Source organism: Mesorhizobium sp. C120A (assembly GCF_030323105.1).
In the GTDB taxonomy this organism is placed as follows: Bacteria; Pseudomonadota; Alphaproteobacteria; order Rhizobiales; family Rhizobiaceae; genus Mesorhizobium.
The window spans coordinates 1,203,474-1,226,867 of record NZ_CP100476.1 but is presented as its reverse complement, the minus strand read 5'-3'; the positions used below and the strand labels follow the sequence as shown (position 1 = coordinate 1,226,867).

Below are 23,394 nucleotides of genomic sequence, written 5' to 3'. Positions count from 1 at the left end.
AAGGCCGATTAAGAAAATTCAGCAATTTCATAATGTTGGCCGAGGCGTATCGGATCACGACGATGCCCCGCCGGCAAAGGTTAACGCCAATGGTCGCCTTGCAGGAATCGGGCCAGTTTCCGCGATTCAGCATATGGTGAGACTCAGGCTCGCAAAATCCACATGTAGCCGTGAACAAAAGCTGAATCTACCGGAGTCACTGATTCGTCGCCGATTCGTTCCAGACTCGTTCCAACTGTTAATTGAGACCTCAAAGACGAACCGTGGGATTGCCGGCCGGAACATTCCGCTTTCGCTTCGCGCCTGAAATCCCTATGTGTCGCCTGTCATACGCGCCACGCGAGGCGCGCTCCCGACAACACGATGCAGAAAGCCTCATCTCCAGGCCGATGAACATCCAGCCGAAACACACCGAGCCGCTGATCCTGTCGGGCCGCGACGTGACTGCCGTGCTGGGTCCGACCAACACCGGCAAGACCCATCTCGCCATCGAGCGCATGGTGGCGCATGAGAGCGGCATTATCGGCCTGCCGCTCCGCCTTCTGGCGCGCGAGGTCTATGCCCGCGTCTGCGAAAAGGTCGGCGCCCACAAGGTGGCGCTCATCACCGGCGAGGAAAAAATCCAGCCGCCCGGCGCGAAATATTCGGTCTGCACCGTCGAAGCCATGCCGCGCGAGACCGACGTTGCCTTCGTCGCCATCGACGAGGTGCAGCTCGCCGGCGACCTCGAGCGCGGCCACATCTTCACCGACCGTATCCTGCACCTACGCGGCCGCCAGGAAACGCTGCTGCTCGGCGCGGCCACCATGCATGGCATCCTGCAAAAGCTGCTGAGAGGCGTCTCGGTGGTGACGCGCCCTCGCCTGTCGCACCTGGCCTATGCCGGTTCGAAGAAATTGACCCGCCTGCCGCGGCGTACGGCCATCGTCGCCTTCTCCGCCGACGAGGTCTATGCCATCGCTGAGCTGATCCGCCGCCAGCAAGGAGGAGCGGCGGTCGTGCTCGGCGCGCTGTCGCCCCGCACCCGCAACGCCCAGGTGGCAATGTTCCAGGCAGGCGACGTCGACTATCTCGTCGCCACCGACGCCATCGGCATGGGCCTCAACCTTGATCTCGATCATGTCGCCTTCGCCCAGAACCGCAAATTCGACGGCTACCAGTACCGCAACCTGACGGCGGCCGAGCTCGGCCAGATCGCCGGCCGCGCCGGCCGGCATCTGCGCGACGGCACCTTCGGCGTCACCGGCCAGGTCGATCCGCTGGACGAGGAACTGGTCAAGCGCATCGAGGGGCACGAGTTCGATCCGGTGAAGGTGCTGCAATGGCGCACCGCGCATTTCGACTTCGCCAGCCTCGACGCGCTGAAGCGCTCGATCGAAACCAACGCGCCGGTCGAAGGCCTGACGCGGGCGCTGCCGGCGGTCGATGCGCAGGCGCTCGAACATCTCTCCCGCGACGAGGACATCCGCGCGCTGGCTACCAATGCCAAGCGCGTGGCGCTGCTGTGGGAAGCCTGCGCGTTGCCGGACTACCGCAAGATCGCGCCGGCCCAGCACTCCGACCTGATCGCTTCTATCTACACCGACCTCGCCAAACACGGCCATGTCGACGAGAACTACATGGCCGAGCAGGTGCGCCGCGCCGATACGACCGAGGGGGACATCGACACGCTGTCGCACCGCATTGCGCAGATCCGCACCTGGACATTCGTGTCCAACCGGCCGGGCTGGCTGGCCGATCAGGCACACTGGCGGGAAAAGACGCGCGAAATCGAAGACAGATTGTCGGATGCGCTGCATGAGCGGTTGACGAAACGGTTTGTAGACCGCAGGACTTCCGTCCTCATGCGGCGCCTTAGAGAAAATACAATGCCTGAAGCCGAAATCAGTCCTACCGGAACCGTCCTTGTCGAAGGCCATCATGTCGGCGAGTTGCAAGGGTTCCGCTTCACCGCCGACCAGAGCGCCGGCGGCGAAGACGCCAAGGCCGTGCGTACGGCAGCGCAAAAAGCGCTGGCCGCCGAGTTCGAGGCGCGTGCCGAACGCTTCGGCGCCTGCGCCAATGGCGACCTTGCGCTCGGCTCCGACGGCACGCTGCGCTGGATCGGCGCGCCGATCGGCACGCTGGTTGCCGGCGAGGACGCGCTGAAGCCGCGCCTGGTGCTTTTGGCCGACGAGCAGTTGACCGGCCCCGCCCGCGACAAGGTCGCCGCGCGCGCCGAGCGTTTCGTCAATTTCCAGATCGAGTCGCTGCTGAAGCCGCTGGTCGACTTGAAGAATGCCGAGCAGATCGCCGGCATCGGCCGTGGCATCGCCTTCCAGCTCGTCGAGCATTTCGGCCTCATCAACCGCCGCGACATCGCCGAGGAAATGAAGTCGCTCGACCAGGAGGGTCGCGCCGCCTTGCGTCGGCTCGGTGTGCGCTTCGGCGCCTACCACGTCTTCGTGCCGGCGCTGATCAAGCCGGCGCCCGCCGGACTGATTACGCTGTTGTGGGCGCTGAAGAACGACGGCAAGGACAAGCCGGGCTTTGGCGACGTGGTGCACGCACTGGCTTCCGGCCGCACCTCGGTGGTCATCGATCCTGCTTTCGACAAGAGCTTCTACAAGCTTGCCGGCTACCGCAATCTCGGCCGCCGCGCCGTGCGCATCGACATTCTGGAACGGCTGGCCGACCTGATCCGGCCTGCGACCAACTGGAAGCCCGGTCTGGGACAGCGCCCGGACGGCGCCTATGACGGCCAGTCCTTCATGGTGACGCCGCCGATGATGTCCATCCTCGGCGCCACCGCCGACGACATGGAAGAGATCCTGAAAGGTCTCGGCTATCGCGCCGAGCCGAAGCCGCCGGCAGAGGTCAAGGCGCGGCTGGAAGCACAGGACAACGCGGCGCGGGAAGCGGCTGCCGCCAAGCTGGCTGCGGACGCGGCTGCAAAAGCTGAACAGGCCAAGGCGGCGGAAGCCGCTGCAAGTGAAGCCGTCGCTGAAGCGCCGGCCGTCGGATCGGAGCCGGATGCGGTTGCCGCCGCTGAGCCTGCGGCTGAGCAGCCCGTCGCCGAAGCCGCAGCGGAGGCTGTTGCTGCGGACGCTCAGCCGGGCGCACCTCCCGAGGGTTCGGAGCCAACTGCGGCCGTTGAAGCCACCGCCGAAGCTCCAGCAATCGCGGAAGCAACGGCAGAGCCCGTCGCGGAAGAACAGGTCGAAGCTCCCCAAGTCGAAGCCCCCATAGAAATCACGGAAGAAGCTCCGGCTGTTGCAGAAGCTGACGACACCGTCCCCGAAAGCGCCGACGCCACCGTCGCCGAAAACGCCGACGCCCTTACCTCCCCCTCGATGGGGGAGGTCGCGGCGCGAAGCGACGCGGGTGGGGGTGACAGCGTTAACGAAGCAGGTGCAGACACAGCAGACACTTCAGGCGCAACCGCCGACGCCGACGCTGCCCCCACCCCGGCGCTGCGCGCCGACCCTCCCCACGAGGGGGAGGGTGGAAGCGCTGAGCCTGCCCCCGAGGCCGAAGCCCCAAAGCCCATCTTGTTGTGGCGGCAGGGCCGTTTCGAGCAGCGCCCGCGCCATCGGCAAGACAACCGCAGAGACAATCGCCCGCGTAACGGCCAGGCTAGCCGCGCCGATGCGCCGGCCGACGCTGCCGGCGGACAGCCGGCACCGGGCGAACGGCCGGCCTATCAGGGCCGGCGCGACCAGCGCGACGGTGCCGCCAAGCCACGCTTCGACCGTTCGAAGTTCAAGCCCAAGCCGCAGGCCGAGGGCGAACAGCGCCGCGACGGCAAGCCGCAAGGCGAGCGTCCGCGCGAGGGCCGGCCTGACTGGAAAGGCGGCAGGCCGGAAGGCAAAGGCGGACCGCAAGGCGCCAAGCCGGCTTTCCAGGCCAAGCCACGCGAGGAACGCCCTGCGCGCTTCGATCCGGACTCGCCCTTCGCCAAGCTCGCCGCCTTGCGCGACCAGCTGAAGAAATAAGCCCCAGGTTCGCTGCGATGGTTGCTGAAGGTCGTCAGCGCATCGACAAGTGGCTGTTCTTTTCGCGCGCGATAAAATCGCGCTCGCTGGCGGCCAAGCTGGTTGTCGCCGGACGCGTCCGCATCAACAGCGACAAAGCAGCGCAGGCCTCCGATCTGGTCAAGCCTGGCGACGTTTTGACCATTACGCACGAGCGCCGTATTTTCATTTGGAAGGTGCTTGGCACCGGCGTGCGGCGCGGTCCGGCCGAGGAAGCGCGCACGCTCTACGAGGACATGTCCCCGCCGCCGGCGCCGAAAGGCGAGGCTGTTGCCGATGCCATTCCGGCGCTGCGCGACGCCGGCAGCGGCCGGCCGACCAAGAAAGAGCGCAGGCAAACCGACCGGCTGTTCGGCGAAGACTGAAGCCTTGGCCGTCTGCGCCATGGCGACGATCTGGAATTTCATTCCGGACACGCGGGCCCCGCCTGCAATGGCTGCCCTTGCAAGCGGCAGGCAAAGGCGTTACCTCACCAAAAAAGCCGCCGCATCGGCCCGAAAATCGGAAATCGATTTTTCGGAAGGCACGATGCGCAGATTCAAAGTGTCAGAGCGTACTTTGTGCGTCCAATTGGACGCACGTCGCTCTAGCAAGAACGGGACGTCCCGGAGCCGACCAATGACCTATGTCGTGACCGACAACTGCATCAAATGCAAGTACATGGACTGCATCGAGGTCTGCCCGGTCGACTGCTTCTACGAGGGCGAGAACATGCTTGTCATACATCCCGACGAGTGCATCGACTGCGGCGTCTGCGAACCGGAATGCCCGGCCGATGCAATCAAGCCCGACACCGAGCCGGGCCTCGACAAATGGCTGCAGGTCAACACCGAATACGCCGAGAAATGGCCCAACATCACCGCCAAGAAGGAGCCTCCGGCAGATGCCAAGAGCTTCGACGGCGAGGCCGGCAAGTTCGAGAAATATTTCTCCGCCGAGCCCGGCGAAGGCGACTGAGCACATGACGCTGGAATCGGAATCGATTTCGGAAAGGGTGATGCGCAAAGCAAAAAAGTGCGGCCTATTGGATCGTCATAACGCTGCGTAACGCGCATCATACATTAACTGCCTTGACAGGCGGCGATGGCGCTCGACCTTCGCGTTTGCAGCAAAACCTTGATTCTTCCGACTTTTTGTGCTACACCAGTTGAAACATGCCGGTGACACAACGTCGATTTATGGCGCAAGCGCCCCAAATCACTGAAAGGTGAAATCCCCAATCGGACCAGAGCGATCTGGGCCAGGCAGTCGCTATGTATGCGGTTTGCCGGTCCCGGCTTTTTCCGATGGGTTCATCTGTTGTGCGGCTAACGATCGGTGTCCCCGGTCGCATGCGTTCGGACCGGCAGGCCGCCGGTGCCACAACAAGGAGTTCAGGGCGTAATGGCAACGATCACCCCGCAGAAGAAGTCCACCTCGGCACGCCACGGTTTCAAGACCGGCGAGTACATTGTCTATCCGGCACACGGCGTCGGCCAGATCGTCTCGATCGACGAGCAGGAAGTTGCGGGCCACAAGCTGGAACTGTTCGTCATCGACTTCCAGAAGGACAAGATGCGCCTGAAGGTTCCGGTCGCCAAGGCGACCTCCATCGGCATGCGCAAGCTGTCGGAAGAGGATTATGTCGAGCGCGCGCTGAAGGTCGTGCAGGGCCGCGCCCGCGTCAAGCGCACCATGTGGTCGCGCCGTGCGCAGGAATATGATGCCAAGATCAATTCGGGCGACCTGATCTCGATCTCGGAAGTCGTGCGCGACCTCTACCGTGCCGACAACCAGCCGGAACAGTCCTATTCCGAGCGTCAGCTCTATGAGGCGGCACTCGACCGCATGGCGCGCGAGATCGCGGCAGTCAACCGCATGTCGGAAACCGAAGCCGTGCGCCTGATCGAGGTCAACCTCAACAAGGGCCCGAAGCGCGGCGCCAAGGCCGACAATGAGGAAGCCGAGCAGGAAGAAGCTGCCTGATCGCTTTCACCGTCGAAATCATGAAAAACCCGGCCTTGTGCCGGGTTTTTGTTTTTACCCCCTTATGGGGTTCCAAGGACGGGCGGGACCCGTGGCTCGCCCAGGCAGGGTCGCTGCGAAGCAGCGAGGATGGGGACGACCCCAGACCGCACCCGGACCTTCCGTCCGACCTCCCCACAAGGGGGAGGTAGAAGGCTCAGCCGCCGGCTTCCTTCTCCGCCTCCTGCTTCAGCGTCGCAATAAAACGCTTCGTCCGTTCACGCTCCGGATTGCTGAACACCACGGTGGACGGCCCCTTCTCGACGACGACGCCAGCATCGAGGAACACCACCTCCTGCGCGATCTTGGAGGCAAGGCGAAGGTCGTGCGTGGCCATCACCATGGTGGTGCCTTCGCTGGCGAGTTTTCCGAGCACGTCGACCACTTCCTGCGCCAGTTCCGGATCGAGCGCCGAGGTCGGCTCGTCGCAAAGCAGCACTTTCGGCGACGGCGCCAAGGCGCGGGCGATCGCCACACGCTGCTGCTGGCCGCCCGACAGCGTTGCCGGCCAATCGTCCGCCTTGTGCGCCATGCCGACCTTCTCGAGCAGCGCCAGTGCCCGCTCGCGCGCCTTTGCCGTCGGCCATTTCAGCACCGTCACCAGGCCTTCCATGACGTTCTCGATCGCGGTGCGATGCGGGAACAGCTGGAAATTCTGGAACACCATGCCGGTCTGCAGCCGCAGGCGCTGGATGTCGCGGCTGGGGATCTTGACGCCGGGACGGAATTCCAGCGTCTCGTCGCCGATGCGCACCATGCCCGAGGTCGGGATCTCCAACAGGTTGATGCAGCGCAGCAGTGTGCTCTTGCCGCCGCCGGAGGGGCCGACGAGCGCGGTGACGTTGCCTTCGGCAATGGTGACCGTCACGCCCTTCAGCACCAGATTGTCGCCGAAGCGCTTTTCGATGTCGGTGAGGCCGATCATGAGCGCGCCTCCAGGAAGCCGCCATAACGGTTGAGCCGCTCCTCCAGCCGCGTCTGCAAGGCCGAAAGCACCGAGCTCATCGCCAGATAAAGGATCGCCGCCTCGACATAGAGGATCAGCGGCTCATAGGTGGTGGCGACGATGCGCTGCGCCGCCTGGAACATCTCCGGCACAGTGATGGCGGCGGCGAGCGACGTATCCTTGACCAGCGAGATGAAGGTGTTGGACAGCGGCGGCACGGCGACGCGGCCGGCTTGCGGCAGGATGGTGCGCCGCATCGCCTGGCTCCAGGTCATGCCGATCGAATAGGCCGCCTCCCACTGGCCCTTCGGCACCGAGCCGATCACGGCGCGGATAATTTCCGAACTGTAGGCGCCTATGTTGAGGGTGAATCCAATCAGCGCCGCCGGAAAAGCATCCAGCAATATGCCGACCGAAGGCAGGCCGTAAAAGATCAGGAACAGCTGCACCAGAAGCGGCGTGCCGCGAAAGATCCAGACATAGAAGCGGACCACGGCAACCAGAGGCTTGGGACCGAACAGCCGCACCAGGGCGACAACCAGGCCGACGAACAGGCCGAGTGCGAACGACAGCAATGTCAGCGGTACGGTGAAGATCAACGCCGCCCACAGCAGTGTCGGCAACGAGTCCAGCATCAGGTGTAGCCAGTGCGGCACGAACGGCTCCTCCTTCACAGACCGCCGCGGTGACGGCAGTGCGATTGTGTGCTTCTCATATCATGCGAAAAACGGCGAGCCGTCAAAGACGGCCCGCCGCTATTTGTCATTGCCGGCAAACCGCCGGGAGATGGTCTTTACTGCGAGACATCCTGGCCGAAATAAGTGTCGGCGATCTTCTTGTAGGTGCCGTCGGCCTTGATGTCGGCCAGCGCCTTGTTGATCGCCGCGACCAGCTCCGGATCACCCTTGCGCACGATGACGCCGGAATAGTCGGCGTTCTCTTCCTGCGCGGCGATCTTCACATTGGCGTCCGGCTTGTGCTTCTTGAAGTCGAGGAAAGACAGGCTGTCATTGATGGTGGCGTCGGCGCGGCCGGTGAGCAGCAGCTGGATCGACTGGTCGAAGCCGTCGGTGCCGACGAGTTCGGCGCCGTTGGTCTCGGCGAGCTTGCCGAAATTCGATGTCAACGACTGTGCCGACTTCTTGCCCTTGAGGTCGGCGAAGGTCTTGATGTCGGTGTTGTCGCCGCGCACGATCAGCACGGCCTTGGAGGCGATGTAAGGATCGGAGAAATCGTACTTGGCCTTGCGCGCGTCGGTGATGCCGACCTCGTTGATCACGGCGTCGTAGCGGTTGGCGTCGAGGCCGGCGATCAGCCCGTCCCATTTGCCTTCGAGGAACTCGACCTTGACGCCGAGCTTGTCGCCGATCGCCTTGGCGATCTCGACGTCGAAGCCGACCAGCGCGCCGGAAGCATCATGATAGGTGAAGGGCGCATAGGTGCCTTCGGTGCCGACCTTGAGGGTGCCGGCCTGCTTGATCTGGTCAAGATTGGCGCCGGCATAGCCTGATGTAACAGCCAGAACCTGAAGCGTTCCGGCGACGATGAGCGAATTGAGCCATTTCATTTCTATGTGATCCCGTCCTTGGCCGGTGTCCGGCGCTTGTGAGAGCCGGAAACTGACAGATACAGCGCAGCAAAATAAGGAACCAGATTTCAAAAAAACGGCGATCCAGAAATCAGATTCTCAAAGCAGCTCCGATCGGTGCCAATAGTCCCGATCTGCGGTGTCGATGCGCCCTGTCGGACCGCACAAAACAACCGCCCTCGGCGGCGGAACCAATCCCCGGTATGGCACGTTCATGGCTTGTTGTAGGGCGCCGCGTTTCCATTTCAAGAACCCTTAGCTGCGCTAGGCCCGAAGCAATTCCAGGAAAGTGGGAAAGCGGTTTCCTTCGGAATTGCGTCAAACAGAGATAACGGCCGCCAGGCCGTCCGAAAATGTCCGGGAGCAGGAGCGCGGCATGATCGAAGACACGGCAGGACGGACCATGGTCCGCACGGCAATGAAAGCCCCCTACCTCGAGCGCGATGAGGAACATGTTCTCGCCTTGCGCTGGAAGGAGGACCAGGATCAGCAGGCGCTGCATCAGATCACCGTCGCCCATATGCGGCTGGTCATCTCCATGGCTTCGAAGTTCCGACATTACGGCCTGCCGCTCGGAGATCTGGTCCAAGAGGGCCATGTCGGGCTGCTGGAAGCAGCCGCGCGTTTCGAGCCGGAGCGCGAGGTGCGCTTCTCGACCTATGCGACATGGTGGATCCGCGCTTCGATGCAGGACTATATCCTGCGCAACTGGTCGATCGTTCGCGGCGGCACCTCTTCGGCGCAAAAGGCGCTGTTCTTCAACCTGCGGCGCCTGCGCGCCCGTCTTGCCAATGGCGCCGAGCCGATCTCCAACGCCACGCTCTACCGCGAAGTCTCGGTAGCCCTAGGCGTCTCCGAGGCCGATGTCGCGAAGATGGATTCCAGGCTTTCAGCACCTGACTCTTCGCTCAACGCACCGCTCGCCGACGAAGCTGGCACCACCGAGCGGATGGACTTCCTGATTTCGGACGATCCATTGCCTGACGAGGTCGCCGGCGACACCATCGACGTCGAACGGCGCCTGATGTGGCTGAAGACGGCGCTCCGCGCGCTCAATGCCCGCGAACTCAGGATCATCGAGGAGCGCCGGCTGAGCGACGAAGGTGCGACGCTTGAGGCGCTTGGCGAGACGCTCGGCATTTCCAAGGAGCGTGTCCGGCAGATCGAGGCCCGCGCCATGGAAAAGCTCAAGCTCGCGCTGGTGAAGCAGAATCCGGAGTTCATGGCGGCCTGAGATTGCCAGGAACGGGGTACCCCGAGTTATCTCAGAAAAGTTATCTCAGAAACAAGCACTACGAAGGCTGGGGTTTCTGACGAAGACCGGCGCTATCTGTCCGTGACGATCTTGACCTTGTCGCCGGCCGAAACCGAGGCGCCCGGCGACATCGCGTTGAGCACGCGGAACAGATCGAGCTTGCGGTCGACGCCGACCATCTGCGCCGAAAGTGTGCCCATCGTCTGCCCGGCCTGTACCGTGACGACGCGGATATGCAGCGGCTTCAGTGCCGCTTTCTCGGCGGGGCTGAGCACGCGGAACGAACCGCTGACCGAGCGTGCCACCGGATCGAGTGTCGTGCTGGCCGAGGGGGCCGCTGTCAAAAGCCGGTAGACTTGGCCGCCGGCGCGGATCACCGCAATGTCGAACTGCCAGCCATCGGCGCCGGCGTGCGCTGTCGCCGCCTCGTTGCCGTCGATCGTCTCCTGGCGCACACTGGTCTCGTCGAGACCGGCCACCCAGCCGCTTCTGATGTAGTCGGTCAGCGCACGATCCTTGTCGATCGACACACCGTCGAAGCGGATCGCCATGTCGCCGGGACCGGTCGCCGTCACCGCCGCCGCCGAATTGTCGATGATGAAGCCGTCGGGCACCGTGAACGAAACGCCGAGGCCCGGATGCAGGAAGGTCTGGCCGCGCACATAGCCCTCTTCCGGCGTGTCGCCATAGAGCAGGCCGTCTATCCCGGCCAGGAAGGAATCGCGGTCGCGGGTGCCGATGCCCGGCGCGCCGAACTGGCGGGCGTGGCGCTGCGCCAGATCAATTCGCTGCGGCGTGTTGGGGTGCGTAGCCAGGAAGTCGAGGCTGGCGTCGGTGGCGCCGCTGATCGAGCGGAAATCGGTATAGGCCGACATCGACTGCAGGAAACGCCCGGCGGCATAGGGATCGTAACCCGCCTCGCCGATCGATTTGATGCCGATCGCGTCTGCCTCCAGCTCCTGGTTGCGCGAGAACTGCGCCAGCCTCAGCTTGCCGCGGATCAATGCCTGCTTGGCGGTCGGACTGTCGCCCAGCACATCGGAGACCACCTTGGTCGCCAGGCCTTCCTCGGCCTCGAGCTGCTGTCGCTGCAGACCGTGATTGGCGGTGACGTGGCCCATCTCATGCGCGATGACGGCGGCGAGTTCGGCCGAATCATTGGCCAGCGCCAGCAGGCCGCGGGTGACGTAGAGATAGCCACCCGGCAGCGCGAAAGCGTTGACGTTGGGCGAATTGAGGATGGTGATGCGATAGGTCTGGGTCGGATTGGCCGACACCACGGTCAGGCTGCCGACAACCTTGGCCACCATGCGCTCGAGCTTGGGATCGGAATATTCGCCGCCATAGGTGGCAAGGATGCGCGGATGCTGTGCCTTCGCCAGTTCGGCAAGCTTGCTGTTGGCGGCGACATTGTCGACCGTGATCGGCTTGTCGGAAGGCTGGAAGCCGGATTCCTGCACTTCGGGAGGCGTGAACATCTGGCAGCTGGCCAGCGCCACGGCAAGGCCGGCCAGCGCGAGGAAGCGCACCAGCGGTCTGCGTTTCAAAGTGTCAGTGCCGGTCGGCAGCACGGCGTTCCTTCAGCTCTCGGCGCATGATTTGGACCGGGGTCCGCGCCAGCGAAAAATCGGTTTTCGTTGGCAATCCTGCACACATCAAAAAACCTACAGCGTTTACGCATCCGGCCGGATGCGGCGCTGTAGGGGGCAAATCACGGCTCGTGCCGGACCAGTACTAAGCGGACCTAGCCACATCAGCTGGACCATGGCAAGCAAGCGCCACATCACCTGTAGCCGGTTTGGTCGTAAATTATGTCCGCTTCCGGGCAATATCGCGTGATCCGCCCGAACTTGCGCCGATATAGCGCCGAAACGCTTCAGGGCCAGTGCCGTCGAAAAAATCGGCGGCAGGTCCCGTCGCGGCAACCCTGCCATTGTCCAGAAAAACCATCTGCTCGCCGATACGGCGAGCGTCTTCCGGCTGATGCGTGACGAACAGCACCGTCATCGCCCGCTCGGCATGAACGCCGGCCACCAGGTCGAGCATGTCGTCGCGCAGTGCTGGCCCGAGCGAAGCGAACGGCTCGTCGAGCAGCAGCACTGGCCGGTCGCGCACCAGAACGCGGGCGAGCGCTACGCGCTGCCTTTCGCCGCCGGAGAGTTCGCGCGGCAGGCGCATCTCCTTGCCGGCCAGGCCGACGCGGTCAAGCGCCTCGGCGATTGCGGCGCGATCGGCGTCGGTCAGGTTGAGCGATGGCGAGCGGCCGAGCCCGACATTCTTCTCCACCGAGAGATGAGCAAACAGATTGTTTTCCTGGAATACCATCGACACCGGCCGCGCCGAAGGCGGCTCGGCGCCGACATCGGCGCCGCCGATCAGCACACGACCGGACTCCGGCGTCTCGAAACCAGCCACCAGATTGAGCAAGGTCGATTTGCCCGAACCACTTGCCCCCATGATGGCGGTGATCTTAGATGTATGGAATTCGACATCGAACAGGAATGACGTTTCGCCATAGCTGAACGAGACCTTGTCCAGCCGGACAGTCGTGCCTTTCTCCACAGCGGACGTCACGATCTCTCTCCCCGTCCCAGCCAGTCTGCCGCGACCACCAATGCAAGGCAGACCGCCCCGAGCAGCAAAGCCAGCCCGGCAGCATCGGCCGTGCGATAGCTGCCCATGCGCGCCAGCAGGAGATAGGGCAAGGTCTGTACCGAATCGCTGCCGAACAGCGCGATGACGCCGAGATCGCCGAGCGACAGTGCCATGGCGAAGGCAAAGCCGGTGGCCAGCGGCCGCCGGAGCGATGGCCAGTCGACCAGAAGCAGCCGGTTCCAGCCCGCAATGCCGAGCTGCGCGCACAGCTTTTCGTGGCGCTCGCTCGCCGCATCATAGGCCGGGCGCATCGCGCGGATGGCAAAGGGCATCGCCATCACCGCATTGACGATGACGACCATGACCGGCGCGATGGCAAAGACATCGCTGACCGTGCGCAGCAGGAGAAACCAGCCGGCGCCGATGACAATGGGCGGCACGACGAGGACGAAGCCGGCGCCGGTGTCGGTGGCATGTTCGAGCAATGAACGGGCACTGGACCGGCGGCGCAGCGACAGTGCCCGCCGAGCCATGATCAGCGACAGCGACAGCGCCACCGAAAGTAGCGCCGCCGAGAGGGCGAGACCGGCGCTGGTCAGGGTCGCCTGACGCACGGCACTCTCGCCCGCCAGCCGGCCGAGATCGGCGCCGAGGCCGGACGCGACGGTGGCCGCCATTGGTCCGGCGACGAACAGCAAGGCGAGCACGATCAGGACGGCGTTGAACGCTGTTTCTGCTTTGCCGGCCAAGTGATAGCGGCGCGGCGCGACAGGCAAATTGGCGTCGCCGGTCACATTGGCGCCGAGCCGCGTCAGCGCCAGCATGACGGCGAAAGTCAGCGCGATCTGTAGCACCGTCAGCGTCACCGCTCGCGCCGGATCGAAGTCGAAACGCAGCGCCTGATAGATGGCGACTTCCAGCGTCGTCGCCGCCGGCCCGCCGCCGAGGATCAGGACGATGGTGAAGGAGGTGATGCAAAGCATGAAGACAAGCCCGGCGACGCCCGGCAGCGCGGCGCGCAGCACCGGCCACTCGATCAGCCGGAAGGCTGGCCTCGCCCCCATGCCGAGCTGACTCGCCAGCCGCCATTGATCGGCCGGCACCGTTCCCAGCGCTTCGAGGAACAGCCGGGTGGCCAGCGGCAGGTTGAAGAAGACGTGGGCGACGAGGATGCCCGACAGCCCATAGATGTCGGGCCAGCTCTGGCCACCGATCGCGGCGAAATAACCGGCGCGGCCATAGAGCGCCAGTATTCCCAGCGCTCCGACAATTGCCGGCAAGGCAAGGGGCACAGTGAATAGCTGCAGGATGAAGCCGCGTCCGAAGAAGCGCGGATGCCGCGACAGCGCCCGGGCGACGAAGAGCGCCGGTACGGCGGAAAGCAGAGTCGAGAGCGCAGCCTGCCAGAGCGTGAAGCGGACAACGCGCAGGAGATAGAGGTCAAAGGCGGACGCGGCGCCGGAAAGGTCGTGCGCGCCTTCGCGGATAAGGCCGGCGAAGGCGCCACCGATCAGCAGCGCGATTGCCGCAAGCGCGACAATGCCGGCCGTGATGCGGGGGTCAGAGCGTTGCACTCTTTACCGGGCGTCGCGTTCCTTCGCGCCCCCCTCTGTCCTGCCGGACATCTCCCCCACAAGGGGGAGATCAGCTATTTCCGCGCCCCGCTTATTCCTGCAACCTTGGCGACTGGCGAAATCGCCGACGATAGCCAATCTCCCCCCTCGTGGGGGAGATGTCCGGCAGGACAGAGGGGGGCGCCGTAGGGCACTCATCTTTCGATCATACAGCCAAATCTACTTGCTCATCACCGCCAGCCATTCATCCACCCAGGCCTTGCGATTTGCCGCGACCTCTTCCGGGCTGAACAGCAAGGTCTTCGCCGGCTTGACCAGCCTATCAAAAGCCGGATTGAGCGGCTTGTCGGTTTTCCCGGCCGGGAACATCCAGTTGGTCTCCGGAATGACATCCTGGAATTTCGGCCCGGTCATGAAGGCCAGGAACTTCGCCGCCAGCGGATTCTTCGCGCCCGTGGTGGTGATGCCGGCGACCTCGATCTGCAGATACTCGCCTTCCTCGAACGAGGCCGCCTGGTAGCGCCCGGTGTTCTCCGCCACCATGTGGTAGGCCGGCGACGTCGTATAGGAAAGCACCATCGGCGCCTCGCCCTTGGTGAACAGGCCGTAGGCCTCGCTCCAGCCCGGCGTCACCGTCAGCACTTTGCCCTTGAGTTTCGCCCAGGCTTCCGGCGCCTTGTCGCCATAGACCGACTTAACCCACAGCAGCAGGCCAAGGCCCGGCGTCGACGTCCTCGGATCCTGGATGACGATCTTGTCGGCGGCATCGCCCTCGACCAATTCCTTCAGGCTCTTCGGTGGGTTCTTCAGCTTCTCGGTGTCGTAGACGACGGCGAAATAGCCATAATCGTAGGGCACGAAAGTGTCGTCGCTCCAGCCGCCCGGCACGTTGTTTTCAGCCACCGCGCCATGTGGGACAAACAGGCCGGAAGCCTTGGCTTCCGCGGTGAGGTTGGTGTCGAGACCAAGCACGATATCGGCCTTGGTCGAGGCACCTTCAAGCTTGACGCGGTTGAGAAGTGCGACGCCGTCGGCCGCCGAGACGAAGTCGACGCTGCAGCCGCACTCGGCCTCGAATTCCTTCTTCACCTGGGGGCCCGGACCCCAGTCGGCAGTGAAACTCTCATAGGTATAGATCGTGAGTTTTTCCTGCGCGGACGCAGAGCTTGCCAGTAGCGAAACAGCAAGCCCCAGCGCTGGGACAAGACGGGGCAAAAACATGCGCATCGGCGCCTCCTTCATTCGTGTTGAAAGGAATTGAGGCGTCGGGCTGTCCGAAGCGTCTAATCCCTCCGCCGGTACAAACCGGATCAGGTTCAGCGGGTTGGCGAGACTGCCTCTCAGCCGGTCCGCGAAGATCGCGTCCGGCACCCCGTTAGAGCGTTTCGACACATAGGCCCGGCCAAGGTGCCACGCAAGTGGAAGTTTGCCCGAGCATGATCCCGGAAAGTGGAATCCGTTTCCGGAAAAAGATCATGCTCCAACAAAGAGTGACGGTGCCGCTCGGCCTTCCGTTTCGTCGGCGGGGCTGGTAAGGGCCAGCGGATATGAGCACATTCACCATCCTGCTTGGCGGCGATCTCGTCCGCACGCCGCGGCTCGACCGCCAGGTCGCGGACACGCGCGTCATCGCCGCCGACGCCGGCATCGATCATGCCCGCCTGCTCGGCCTGATGCCGGAGCTGTGGGTCGGCGATTTCGATTCCGTGCCGGCGGACCTGCCTGCCGATCTCGCCGCCGTGCCGCGGGAGGTGTTTCCTCCCGAAAAGGACAAGACCGATGGCGAACTGGCGATCGCGGCGGCATTGGAACGCGGCGCCACCAGCCTGGTGCTGGCCGGCGCTTTCGGCGGCAAGCGCGCCGACCACGCCTTCCTCCATCTGGCGCTCAGCCTGCGGCTGGCAGAGGCCGGCACAAAAGTGCTGTTGACCAGCGGAGCGCAGGAAGGCGCCCCTCTGCTGCCTGGCAAGGCCGGCTTCGACTATGCCGACGGAACGCTGTTTTCGGTGCTCGGCTTTTCCGATCTTTCGGGCCTCACCGTGTCCGGCGCGAAGTGGCCGCTCGACCATGTCGAGGTCGTGTTCGGCTCGTCGCTGACCATCTCGAACGAGGTCAAGTCCAACAAGACCGGGGGCCGCCTCGAAATCGAACTCGGCCATGGCCGCGCGCTGCTGCTCGCCCACCCCTACCCCTTGCCTGAAAGCTGACATGGCCCCGCCCCTTCTCAACCTCGACGGCATAAGACTGACCTTTGGCGGCACGCCGCTGCTCGACGGCGCCGAACTGACGGCGTCCGCCGGTGACAAGATCGCGCTCGTCGGCCGCAACGGCTCCGGCAAGTCGACGCTCCTGAAGATTGCCGCCGGTCTGATCGAGCCGCAAGACGGCGAGGTCTTCCGCCAGCCTTCGGCAACGGTGCGCTATCTCCCGCAAATGCCCGACATGGACGGCTTTGCCAATGTGCGTGCCTATGTCGAGGCTGGGCTTGGGCCTGCCGACGATCCCTACCGCGCCACATATCTGATGGAGCATCTCGGCCTCGCCGGCACGGAGAACCCCAACGATCTCTCCGGTGGCGAGGCGCGCCGCGCAGCACTTGCCCGCGTCATGGCGCCCGAACCCGATATTCTGCTGCTTGACGAGCCGACCAACCATCTCGATTTGTCGGTCATCGAATGGCTGGAAGAGGAGCTCGTCCGGACGTCTTCGGCGCTGATCGTCATCTCGCACGACCGACGCTTCCTCGAACGCGTCTCGCGCGCCACTGTCTGGCTCGACCGTGGCCAGACCCGCCGCCTCGACAAGGGCTTTGGCCATTTCGAGGAATGGCGCGACCTTGTGCTGGAAGAGGAAGAGCGCGAACAGCACAAGCTGGGCCGCCAGATCGTGCGCGAGGAGCATTGGCTGCGCTATGGCGTGACGGCTCGCCGCAAACGCAACATGCGCCGCCTGGGCGAACTGCAGACCATGCGCCAGCGTTTTCGCGGCCATCGCGGCGCCGAGGGCTCGGCCACCATGGTGGCCAGCGACGCCGCCGAATCCGGCAAGCTGGTGATCGAGGCCAAGAACATCGAAAAGAGCTTTGGCGACCTCACCGTGGTCAAAGGCTTCTCGACCCGCATCCAGCGCGGCGATCGCATCGGCCTTGTCGGGCCGAACGGCGCCGGAAAGACGACGCTGTTGAAGATGCTCACCGGCGAGATGAAGCCCGACGCCGGCTCGGTGCGGCTCGGCACCAATCTGGAAATCGCCACGCTCGACCAGAAGCGCGAGGCGGTCGATCCGGCCGAGACCCTGGCGCAGTATCTCACGGACGGGCGCGGCGAAAACCTCGTCATCAATGGCGAGCAGCGCCATGTCGTGTCCTACATGAAGGATTTCCTGTTCAAGCCGGAACAGGCGCGCACCCCGGTGCGCGAGCTGTCCGGCGGCGAACGGGCGCGGCTGCTCCTGGCGCGTGTTCTGGCGCGGCCGGCCAACCTTCTGGTGCTCGACGAGCCGACCAACGATCTCGACATGGAGACGCTGGAACTGTTGCAGGAACTTGTCGCCGGCTTTGCCGGCACGGTCATCCTGGTCAGCCACGACCGCGACTTCCTCGACCGCACCGTCACCAGCATCATCGCCCCGGACGGAGGCGGCCGCTGGATCGAATATGCCGGTGGCTATTCCGACATGCTGGCGCAGCGCGGCGGCACCCGGCTCGACGACCGCAAGGCGCGCGCCAAGGCCGAAGCCAGCGATGCGCCGGCGCTGGGCAAGAGCGAGCCGGCAGCGCCAAAAGGGCCGTCGAAGAAACTGTCGTTCAAGCAGAAATTCGCCCTGGAATCGCTGCCCAAGAAGATCGAGGCGGTAATGGCCTCGATCTCGCGTTTGGAAAACAACATCGCCGATCCCGCCTATTACGAGCGCGACCCGGCCTCGTTCCAAAAGACCATCGCCGCCCTCGACAAGGAACGCGCCACGCTGGCCGCACTCGAGGAAGAGTGGCTGGAACTGGAAATGCTGCGTGAGGAGATGGAGGGGTAGCATTGCCTGCGGTCTTTTATGCGCGTATATTGTGCGCATGAAAGGAGGCATCTCCGTGCTTCAATCGACGCCAAAAACTCAGCGGGCCTCTGTCAACACGTCCATTGACTCTCAGTTGATCAAGGACGCCAAAGCGTTGGGCATCAACATCTCCCGCGCTGCCGAAGCAGGGATCGCGAAAGCGATTGCGGCGGAGAAAACGCGTCGATGGCAAGAAGAAAACAGGGAAGCCATCGAAAGCTCCAACGAATATGTCCGAAAGAACGGACTGCCATTGGCTAAACACCGGCCGTTCTGATGGCGCGTTACGATTTCTATCGGAGTACCGAGAGCGACGGTTATCTTCTCGACGTGCAGTCAGATATGCTTGAAGGGCTGAGCACGACGGTGGTCGTTCCTTTGATGCCGCCCGAGATTGCCCCGCTTCCTGGCCGCCGCCTGAACCCGACCTTCGCTATAAACGGCAAAGATCTTGTGATGGTCACACAGTTTGTGTCGGCCTTCAGCGCGTCCGAATTGCGGATGCCAGAGGGAAACCTTTCTAGACATCACGACGACATCGTCGCCGCGCTCGACATGCTGTTCCAGGGCTTCTGAGCGAAGGCAGCCGCTACTGCCGCCCGTCAACCTGCCGTCTTGGCCTGCCAGGCCTTCAGCGCCTCGTCGAACACCTTCTCGCCCGGAATGCCCTTTTCCATGGTCAGCAGCGCCCGGCGTCCGGTCTTGTAGACCACCGGCACGTCGATCCAGTCCTGGCCTCGAAGCAAGGTCATATTGGCGTCCTCGTCGGCCTTGGTGTCGTTGAGCGCCACCAGGAAGAAGCCGTCGGCGATCTTGGCCGGAATGCCGATCAGCGGGCTGCCGGCATCCTGTTCCGAACTCTTCATGGCGACGCGCAGGATGTTGTCGACGCCACCGCCGTCAAAGCCCTCGGGCGTCAGGAAGATCATCTCGATGATGTGGCTGGCCGGCAGCGTCTGGTCGGTATTGCGGCGGATGGTCATGCGCAGCTGGATGTCCTTGCCGGGAATGGTCGCCTCGGCGCGGATCGCCGGCTCGGGCGGCAGGTCGCCGCCGGGCGATTCCTGCACCAGCGACCAGACGATGCTGCCGGGTTCGGCCGAACCTTGCGCGGTCGAGGTGCGTTCCTCGTAGAAGATCGCCTTCTGGCCGACCGCAACGGTCGGCGCGGGAGCGGCGGCCGCCGGCGCAGCGGGCGGCGTGCCGGCCGCGGGCGGCGTGGCGGCGGCATCAGCCGGTGCTGCCCCGTTGGCCGGCGGAGCGACGCCATCGGCGGGCGGCGTTGCCGGTGGCGTGGCGGAAGCGTCGGGCGCCGGCGTGGCGGGCGCGCCCGTGGCTGCGGCGTCGCCGGCCGGCGGGGTCGCAGGCGCTGGAGCCGCAGGTGGCGCTGGAGCCGGGGGTGGCGGTGTGGTCAGCGCGGCGACGGACTCGCCCTCGCCGATGCCGCTTTGACCGGCCGCGGGACCGGGGTCGGTTTCACCGCCTTCGGGCGACAGGCGCTGGGTGAACTTCGTTCCCTCGCCCGCAGCGGCCGGTGCCGGTGCATCGGCCGCGGGCTTGGCCGGCGCCGGCTTTACCAGCGGTTCGGTCGAGACCGTCTTGGTGTCGCCGCCGAGGCCCAGCATCGAGCCAAAGGCATCCTTGTTCAGCCAGATGCCATAGCCGCCGCCGGCGACCACCAGAAGCGCGACGACAGCCGCGATCAACCCGCCATAGCTGCGCCTGCGCTCGGCTGGGCGCAGGCGCTGGAACGTGTCCGCGACCGGCTGCTCGTCATTGGCGAACACATCGGCGCTGTCGTCGTCGGCGTCCAGCTCCACGGCTTGCTTGTCGATGGTTTCTGCACGCGCCGCAGGCGACGGCGGTGTCGGCGCGGGCCTCTGCCAGCTCGGCTCTGTCCTGGCGGTCGGCGCCGGCTGCACGGGTTTCGCCGGCTGCCAGGCCGGCACAGGCGTGGCGGAAGGCTTTACATGACTGGACTGGTTCTTGTTGCGGTCTATGGAGGAGAAGATGTGCTCCAGCTCCGCCAGCGGATCGGATGCCGGCACCGCCCTGGCATAGTCGCGCTCGACGCTCGAGATGGCATCTTCCAGGGATCGCTTCTGCGTGCTTATGGCTTCGGCGGCCAGCGGCGGCGAATACTCCGCAAGCTTCTTCGCCAGCATGGTACGAACGCTTTCATAGATCCGCGTACGCTTTTCGGGCGTTTCGTCGCCGTGCTTGTCGAGCGCCTTTTTCAGAATAGCAACGAAATCTGCCATGCTTCAGTCGACCTGTATTTGTTTCCGCGCCGGCCCCCGCAAATCGGCCGCGATGCCCGGAAAGGCTTCAGAAAACTAGTCTTGAAACGGATCGGTCACAAGTATCGTGTCGTCCCGTTCCGGGCTGGTGGAAAGGAGCGCGACGGGTGCGCCGATTAGCTCCTCGATGTAACGGACGTATTTGACGGCCTGCGCCGGAAGGTCGTTCCAGCTGCGCGCGCCGGCGGTGGTGCCTTTCCAGCCTTCGAGCGTCTCGTAGACCGGCTCGACACGCGCCTGCGCGCCCTGGCTGGCCGGCAGATAGTCGATCGTTTCGCCGTCGAGACGGTAGCCGGTGCAGACCTTGATCTCATCCAGCCCGTCGAGCACGTCGAGCTTGGTCAACGCGATGCCCTTGATGCCGTTGACGGCGACGGCCTGGCGCACCAGCACGGCGTCGAACCAGCCGCAACGGCGTTTGCGCCCGGTGACGACGCCGAATTCGTGGCCACGCGTACCGAGAAATTCGCCGATCTCGTTCTTCTGCTCGGTCGGGAACGGGCCTTCGCCGACACGCGTCGTATAGGCCTTGGTGATGCCCAGGACATAGCCGATGGCGCCGGGGCCCACCCCCGAGCCGGCGGCTGCCTGGCCGGCAACGGTGTTGGACGAGGTGACGAACGGATATGTGCCGTGGTCGATGTCGAGCAGCGTGCCTTGCGCGCCCTCGAACAGGATGCGTTCGCCGGCGCGGCGCTTGTCGTCGAGGATTTTCCAGACGCGGTCCATATAGGGCAGGATCTCATCGGCGACCGAGGTCAGCTCGGTCATGATCGCCTCATGCGTGACTTCGCCATGGCCAAGCCCGCGACGCAGCGCATTGTGATGCGTCAGCAGCCTGTCGACCTTGAGGGGCAGCGTTTCCAAATCCGCCAGATCCATCACCCGAACCGCGCGCCGGCCCACCTTGTCTTCATAGGCTGGGCCGATGCCACGACGCGTCGTGCCAATTTTCGTCCCGGAATTGGAGGCGGCGTCCTCGCGGAATCCGTCCAGCTCCCGGTGCAGCGACAGGATAAGCGCGGTGTTTTCGGCTATTTTCAGGCGGTCCGGCGTGACCTCGACGCCTTGCGCCTTGAGTTTTGCCACTTCGGCGACAAAGGCGTGCGGGTCGAAGACGACGCCATTGCCGATGATCGACAGCTTGCCTTGCCGCACCACGCCCGACGGCAGCAGCGACAGTTTGTAGACCTTGCCATCGACGACCAGCGTATGGCCGGCATTGTGGCCGCCCTGGAAGCGCACGACCACGTCGGCGCGCTCCGACAACCAGTCGACGATCTTGCCCTTGCCTTCGTCGCCCCATTGCGAGCCGACGACCACCACATTGGCCATGTTTCTTTTCCCTTGAGATGCCGCCCTGGCGGCCTGGATATGGTTCGAAACGACAGGCCTCTATAGCGTCAAGACCTCGCAAGCGCGACCTTTCTTTGCCGTCGAAAATGCCCTGAGGCACAACAATTTTCGGCTTTGACATCATTTACTTGCGTCGGCGGGGGCAATAGGCCGGCAAACACAACTCCCCAAGCGGCCGGAATCCCGCATGCATCGACGCGCCTACCTTTTCCTGCTGCTGACCACCCTGCTGTGGGGCGGCAATTCCGTCGCCGGCAAGCTGGCGGTCGATCACGTCTCGCCGATGACGCTGGTCTTCCTGCGCTGGGTGCTGGCCGTCGCGATCCTGCTGCCGATCGGCTGGCGCACGATCAGGGAGGACTGGCAGGTGGTGCGCAAACACTGGTTCGTGCTGGCTGCACTTGGCGCCAGCGGCTTCACTCTGTTCAACACCATTTTTTACACCGCGCTCAACTACACGACCGCGATCAATGTCTCGATCGAACAGGCGGCGATGCCGGTCTTGATCATCATTGCCAATTTCTTCTTCTTCCGCCTGCGCGTGAGCTGGGCGCAGATTGCGGGCGTGGTGCTGACCATCTTCGGTGTCATCTTGACTGCCTGCCACGGCGATCCGCGCCGGCTGCTCACATTGGAACTCAATTTCGGCGACGCCATCATGCTGGTCGCGGTCGTCCTCTACAGCGGTTATTCGGTCGGGCTGCGGCTGAAGCCGGTGATGCGCTGGCAGAGCCTGATGTTGTCCCTGGCGATCGCTGCCCTCATCACCTCGCTGCCGTTCTTCCTGTGGGAGGTCGCCGCCGGCAAGGTTATCGTCCCCGATATCAGCGGCTGGGTGGTCATCGTCTATACCGCGATCGGCGCTTCGGTCATTTCGCAGATCACTTACATCAGGGGCAACGAACTGATCGGCGCCAACCGTGCCGGGCTGTTCATCAATCTGGTGCCGATCTTCGGCACGCTGCTGTCAGTGCTGATCGTCGGCGAGACATTCCAGCTCTACCAGGCGCTGGCGCTCGTCCTGGTGCTGGGCGGCATTTCGCTCGCCGAATACAGCGGGCGCAAGATGGCGGCACCGAACCGCCGCGGATAACATTTGGCTGCTGCCGCGCTGCGCCGCCGTCGCGATAACTGCTGCCGCGCGCCGACCTGGAACATTTTACCTCTGGCGGAGTTTGCTTGCGTGGGAGGCAACAAGATGAGCCATAACCCTCGCAGCACGGCAAGCATTGCCGGTCACCCCATTCATCCAATGCTGATTCCGTTTCCGATCGCCTTCTTTGTCGGCACCTTCGTTTGCGATCTGATTTTCTGGCAAACAGCCGATCCCGGGTGGGTCACCGGATCGCTTTGGCTTCTCGGCGCCGGCCTGATCATGGGCGCCTTGGCCGCTCTTACCGGCCTGACGGACGTTCTCGGCGATGTTCAGATCCGCAATCTCACGACGGCATGGCTCCATGCCGGCGGCAACGTGCTCGTCGTGCTGATCGAGCTTTATAACTGGTACTCGCGTTATGTCGGTGGAGCGGCGGCTGTGATCCCGACCGGCTTTATCTTATCGCTCATCGTGGTTCTGGTCCTGCTGTTTACAGGCTGGAAGGGCTGGGAATTGGTCTATCGGCATCGCGTGGGCGTCTCCGACGTCTCAGATGAATTGACCTGAACCGGCCTGTGCGGCGGCCGCCCCAATGATGGGGGGAGGACCGCCGCGTC

The 23,394-nt window shown here is 64.0% G+C and carries 20 protein-coding genes and 1 riboswitch; of the genes, 11 read left to right on the top strand and 9 right to left on the bottom strand.

The features are described 5' to 3' along the window. The first annotated feature begins 389 nt into the window (after positions 1-389). The 4 genes from NL532_RS06020 to NL532_RS06005 all read left to right on the top strand — a co-directional run bounded on the left by NL532_RS06020 (position 390) and on the right by NL532_RS06005 (position 5,978). Entirely contained in the window at positions 390-3,974 is a 3,585-nt protein-coding gene (locus NL532_RS06020; protein ID WP_023828289.1) for a helicase-related protein, read from the top strand. A 17-nt stretch (positions 3,975-3,991) separates the two neighbouring features. After that, a complete protein-coding gene (locus NL532_RS06015; protein WP_023673663.1) occupies positions 3,992-4,378 on the top strand; it encodes an RNA-binding S4 domain-containing protein in 387 nt (128 codons plus the stop codon). A 253-nt stretch (positions 4,379-4,631) separates the two neighbouring features. Continuing rightward, positions 4,632-4,970: a ferredoxin FdxA gene (gene fdxA / locus NL532_RS06010; protein WP_013529180.1), complete on the top strand. Its 339-nt coding sequence runs from the start codon at positions 4,632-4,634 to the stop codon at positions 4,968-4,970. 426 nt (positions 4,971-5,396) lie between these two features. After that, entirely contained in the window at positions 5,397-5,978 is a 582-nt protein-coding gene (locus NL532_RS06005; RefSeq protein WP_023673664.1) for a CarD family transcriptional regulator, read from the top strand. 196 nt (positions 5,979-6,174) lie between these two features. Here the strand turns inward: NL532_RS06005 and NL532_RS06000 are convergent, their stop codons facing one another. The 3 genes from NL532_RS06000 to NL532_RS05990 form a co-directional block, all read right to left on the bottom strand. Then, the gene (locus NL532_RS06000; protein ID WP_023820301.1) at positions 6,175-6,942 is read right to left on the bottom strand and encodes an amino acid ABC transporter ATP-binding protein; all 768 of its coding nucleotides are present in this window, start codon (positions 6,940-6,942) and stop codon (positions 6,175-6,177) included. After that, positions 6,939-7,619, bottom strand: a complete 681-nt coding sequence (locus tag NL532_RS05995) for an amino acid ABC transporter permease (protein WP_023693608.1) — start codon at positions 7,617-7,619, stop codon at positions 6,939-6,941. Before NL532_RS05995 ends, NL532_RS06000 begins: the two co-directional genes overlap by 4 nt. Before the next feature lie 137 nt (positions 7,620-7,756). Beyond that, entirely contained in the window at positions 7,757-8,530 is a 774-nt protein-coding gene (locus tag NL532_RS05990) for an amino acid ABC transporter substrate-binding protein (protein ID WP_023828290.1), read from the bottom strand. 397 nt (positions 8,531-8,927) lie between these two features. Between NL532_RS05990 and NL532_RS05985 the strand changes: the two genes are divergently transcribed. After that, positions 8,928-9,785: an RNA polymerase factor sigma-32 gene (locus tag NL532_RS05985; protein WP_023685806.1), complete on the top strand. Its 858-nt coding sequence runs from the start codon at positions 8,928-8,930 to the stop codon at positions 9,783-9,785. Positions 9,786-9,877: 92 nt separating this feature from the next. Here NL532_RS05985 and NL532_RS05980 read toward each other — a convergent pair whose 3' ends face one another. The 4 genes from NL532_RS05980 to thiB form a co-directional block, all read right to left on the bottom strand. After that, a complete protein-coding gene (locus NL532_RS05980) occupies positions 9,878-11,284 on the bottom strand; it encodes a M48 family metalloprotease (protein ID WP_245260366.1) in 1,407 nt (468 codons plus the stop codon). Positions 11,285-11,615: 331 nt separating this feature from the next. Next, complete coding sequence (thiQ, locus tag NL532_RS05975) at positions 11,616-12,380, bottom strand: thiamine ABC transporter ATP-binding protein (RefSeq protein ID WP_023835385.1); 765 nt, start codon at positions 12,378-12,380, stop codon at positions 11,616-11,618. Next, positions 12,377-13,975, bottom strand: a complete 1,599-nt coding sequence (gene thiP, locus NL532_RS05970) for a thiamine/thiamine pyrophosphate ABC transporter permease (protein WP_023737346.1) — start codon at positions 13,973-13,975, stop codon at positions 12,377-12,379. Before thiP ends, thiQ begins: the two co-directional genes overlap by 4 nt. A gap of 219 nt (positions 13,976-14,194) precedes the next feature. Continuing rightward, positions 14,195-15,202: a thiamine ABC transporter substrate binding subunit gene (gene thiB, locus NL532_RS05965; protein ID WP_023828291.1), complete on the bottom strand. Its 1,008-nt coding sequence runs from the start codon at positions 15,200-15,202 to the stop codon at positions 14,195-14,197. 43 nt (positions 15,203-15,245) lie between these two features. After that, positions 15,246-15,360, bottom strand: a riboswitch (TPP riboswitch). A gap of 162 nt (positions 15,361-15,522) precedes the next feature. On the opposite strand from thiB, the gene NL532_RS05960 reads away from it, so the two are divergent. From NL532_RS05960 to NL532_RS05945, 4 genes are read left to right on the top strand one after another with little or no spacing between them, the layout of a single operon-like run. Next, positions 15,523-16,182, top strand: coding sequence for a thiamine diphosphokinase (locus tag NL532_RS05960; protein ID WP_023828292.1), 660 nt, complete (start codon positions 15,523-15,525; stop codon positions 16,180-16,182). 1 nt (position 16,183) lies between these two features. Next, complete coding sequence (locus NL532_RS05955; protein WP_023828293.1) at positions 16,184-18,004, top strand: ABC-F family ATP-binding cassette domain-containing protein; 1,821 nt, start codon at positions 16,184-16,186, stop codon at positions 18,002-18,004. 55 nt (positions 18,005-18,059) lie between these two features. After that, positions 18,060-18,302, top strand: coding sequence for a type II toxin-antitoxin system CcdA family antitoxin (locus NL532_RS05950; RefSeq protein WP_023709715.1), 243 nt, complete (start codon positions 18,060-18,062; stop codon positions 18,300-18,302). Beyond that, positions 18,302-18,601 (top strand): CcdB family protein, encoded by a 300-nt coding sequence (locus NL532_RS05945; protein WP_023707245.1) that lies wholly within the window; start codon positions 18,302-18,304, stop codon positions 18,599-18,601. Before NL532_RS05950 ends, NL532_RS05945 begins: the two co-directional genes overlap by 1 nt. Positions 18,602-18,627: 26 nt before the next feature. On the opposite strand, the gene NL532_RS05940 is transcribed toward NL532_RS05945, so the two are convergent. Both NL532_RS05940 and NL532_RS05935 read right to left on the bottom strand, forming a co-directional pair. Beyond that, positions 18,628-20,286 (bottom strand): hypothetical protein, encoded by a 1,659-nt coding sequence (locus tag NL532_RS05940; protein ID WP_286487949.1) that lies wholly within the window; start codon positions 20,284-20,286, stop codon positions 18,628-18,630. 75 nt (positions 20,287-20,361) lie between these two features. After that, a complete protein-coding gene (locus tag NL532_RS05935; RefSeq protein ID WP_023684197.1) occupies positions 20,362-21,660 on the bottom strand; it encodes an adenylosuccinate synthase in 1,299 nt (432 codons plus the stop codon). Positions 21,661-21,868: 208 nt separating this feature from the next. Here NL532_RS05935 and NL532_RS05930 point away from each other — a divergent pair, with 208 nt between their 5' ends. Both NL532_RS05930 and NL532_RS05925 read left to right on the top strand, forming a co-directional pair. Then, complete coding sequence (locus tag NL532_RS05930; protein WP_023684196.1) at positions 21,869-22,774, top strand: DMT family transporter; 906 nt, start codon at positions 21,869-21,871, stop codon at positions 22,772-22,774. 105 nt (positions 22,775-22,879) lie between these two features. After that, complete coding sequence (locus tag NL532_RS05925; protein WP_023829271.1) at positions 22,880-23,344, top strand: DUF2231 domain-containing protein; 465 nt, start codon at positions 22,880-22,882, stop codon at positions 23,342-23,344. Positions 23,345-23,394: the final 50 nt, after the last annotated feature.

Bases quoted from the DNA above. Each gene is read 5' to 3' on its own strand.
- NL532_RS06020 (WP_023828289.1), top strand. From the start codon at position 390: ATGAACATCCAGCCGAAACACACCGAGCCGCTGATCCTGTCGGGCCGC.
- NL532_RS06015 (WP_023673663.1), top strand. From the start codon at position 3,992: ATGGTTGCTGAAGGTCGTCAGCGCATCGACAAGTGGCTGTTCTTTTCG.
- fdxA (WP_013529180.1), top strand. From the start codon at position 4,632: ATGACCTATGTCGTGACCGACAACTGCATCAAATGCAAGTACATGGAC.
- NL532_RS06005 (WP_023673664.1), top strand. From the start codon at position 5,397: ATGGCAACGATCACCCCGCAGAAGAAGTCCACCTCGGCACGCCACGGT.
- NL532_RS06000 (WP_023820301.1), bottom strand. From the start codon at position 6,942: ATGATCGGCCTCACCGACATCGAAAAGCGCTTCGGCGACAATCTGGTG.
- NL532_RS05990 (WP_023828290.1), bottom strand. From the start codon at position 8,530: ATGAAATGGCTCAATTCGCTCATCGTCGCCGGAACGCTTCAGGTTCTG.
- NL532_RS05985 (WP_023685806.1), top strand. From the start codon at position 8,928: ATGATCGAAGACACGGCAGGACGGACCATGGTCCGCACGGCAATGAAA.
- NL532_RS05980 (WP_245260366.1), bottom strand. From the start codon at position 11,284: ATGTTCACGCCTCCCGAAGTGCAGGAATCCGGCTTCCAGCCTTCCGAC.
- thiB (WP_023828291.1), bottom strand. From the start codon at position 15,202: ATGCGCATGTTTTTGCCCCGTCTTGTCCCAGCGCTGGGGCTTGCTGTT.
- NL532_RS05960 (WP_023828292.1), top strand. From the start codon at position 15,523: ATGAGCACATTCACCATCCTGCTTGGCGGCGATCTCGTCCGCACGCCG.
- NL532_RS05955 (WP_023828293.1), top strand. From the start codon at position 16,184: ATGGCCCCGCCCCTTCTCAACCTCGACGGCATAAGACTGACCTTTGGC.
- NL532_RS05945 (WP_023707245.1), top strand. From the start codon at position 18,302: ATGGCGCGTTACGATTTCTATCGGAGTACCGAGAGCGACGGTTATCTT.
- NL532_RS05940 (WP_286487949.1), bottom strand. From the start codon at position 20,286: ATGGCAGATTTCGTTGCTATTCTGAAAAAGGCGCTCGACAAGCACGGC.
- NL532_RS05935 (WP_023684197.1), bottom strand. From the start codon at position 21,660: ATGGCCAATGTGGTGGTCGTCGGCTCGCAATGGGGCGACGAAGGCAAG.
- NL532_RS05930 (WP_023684196.1), top strand. From the start codon at position 21,869: ATGCATCGACGCGCCTACCTTTTCCTGCTGCTGACCACCCTGCTGTGG.
- NL532_RS05925 (WP_023829271.1), top strand. From the start codon at position 22,880: ATGAGCCATAACCCTCGCAGCACGGCAAGCATTGCCGGTCACCCCATT.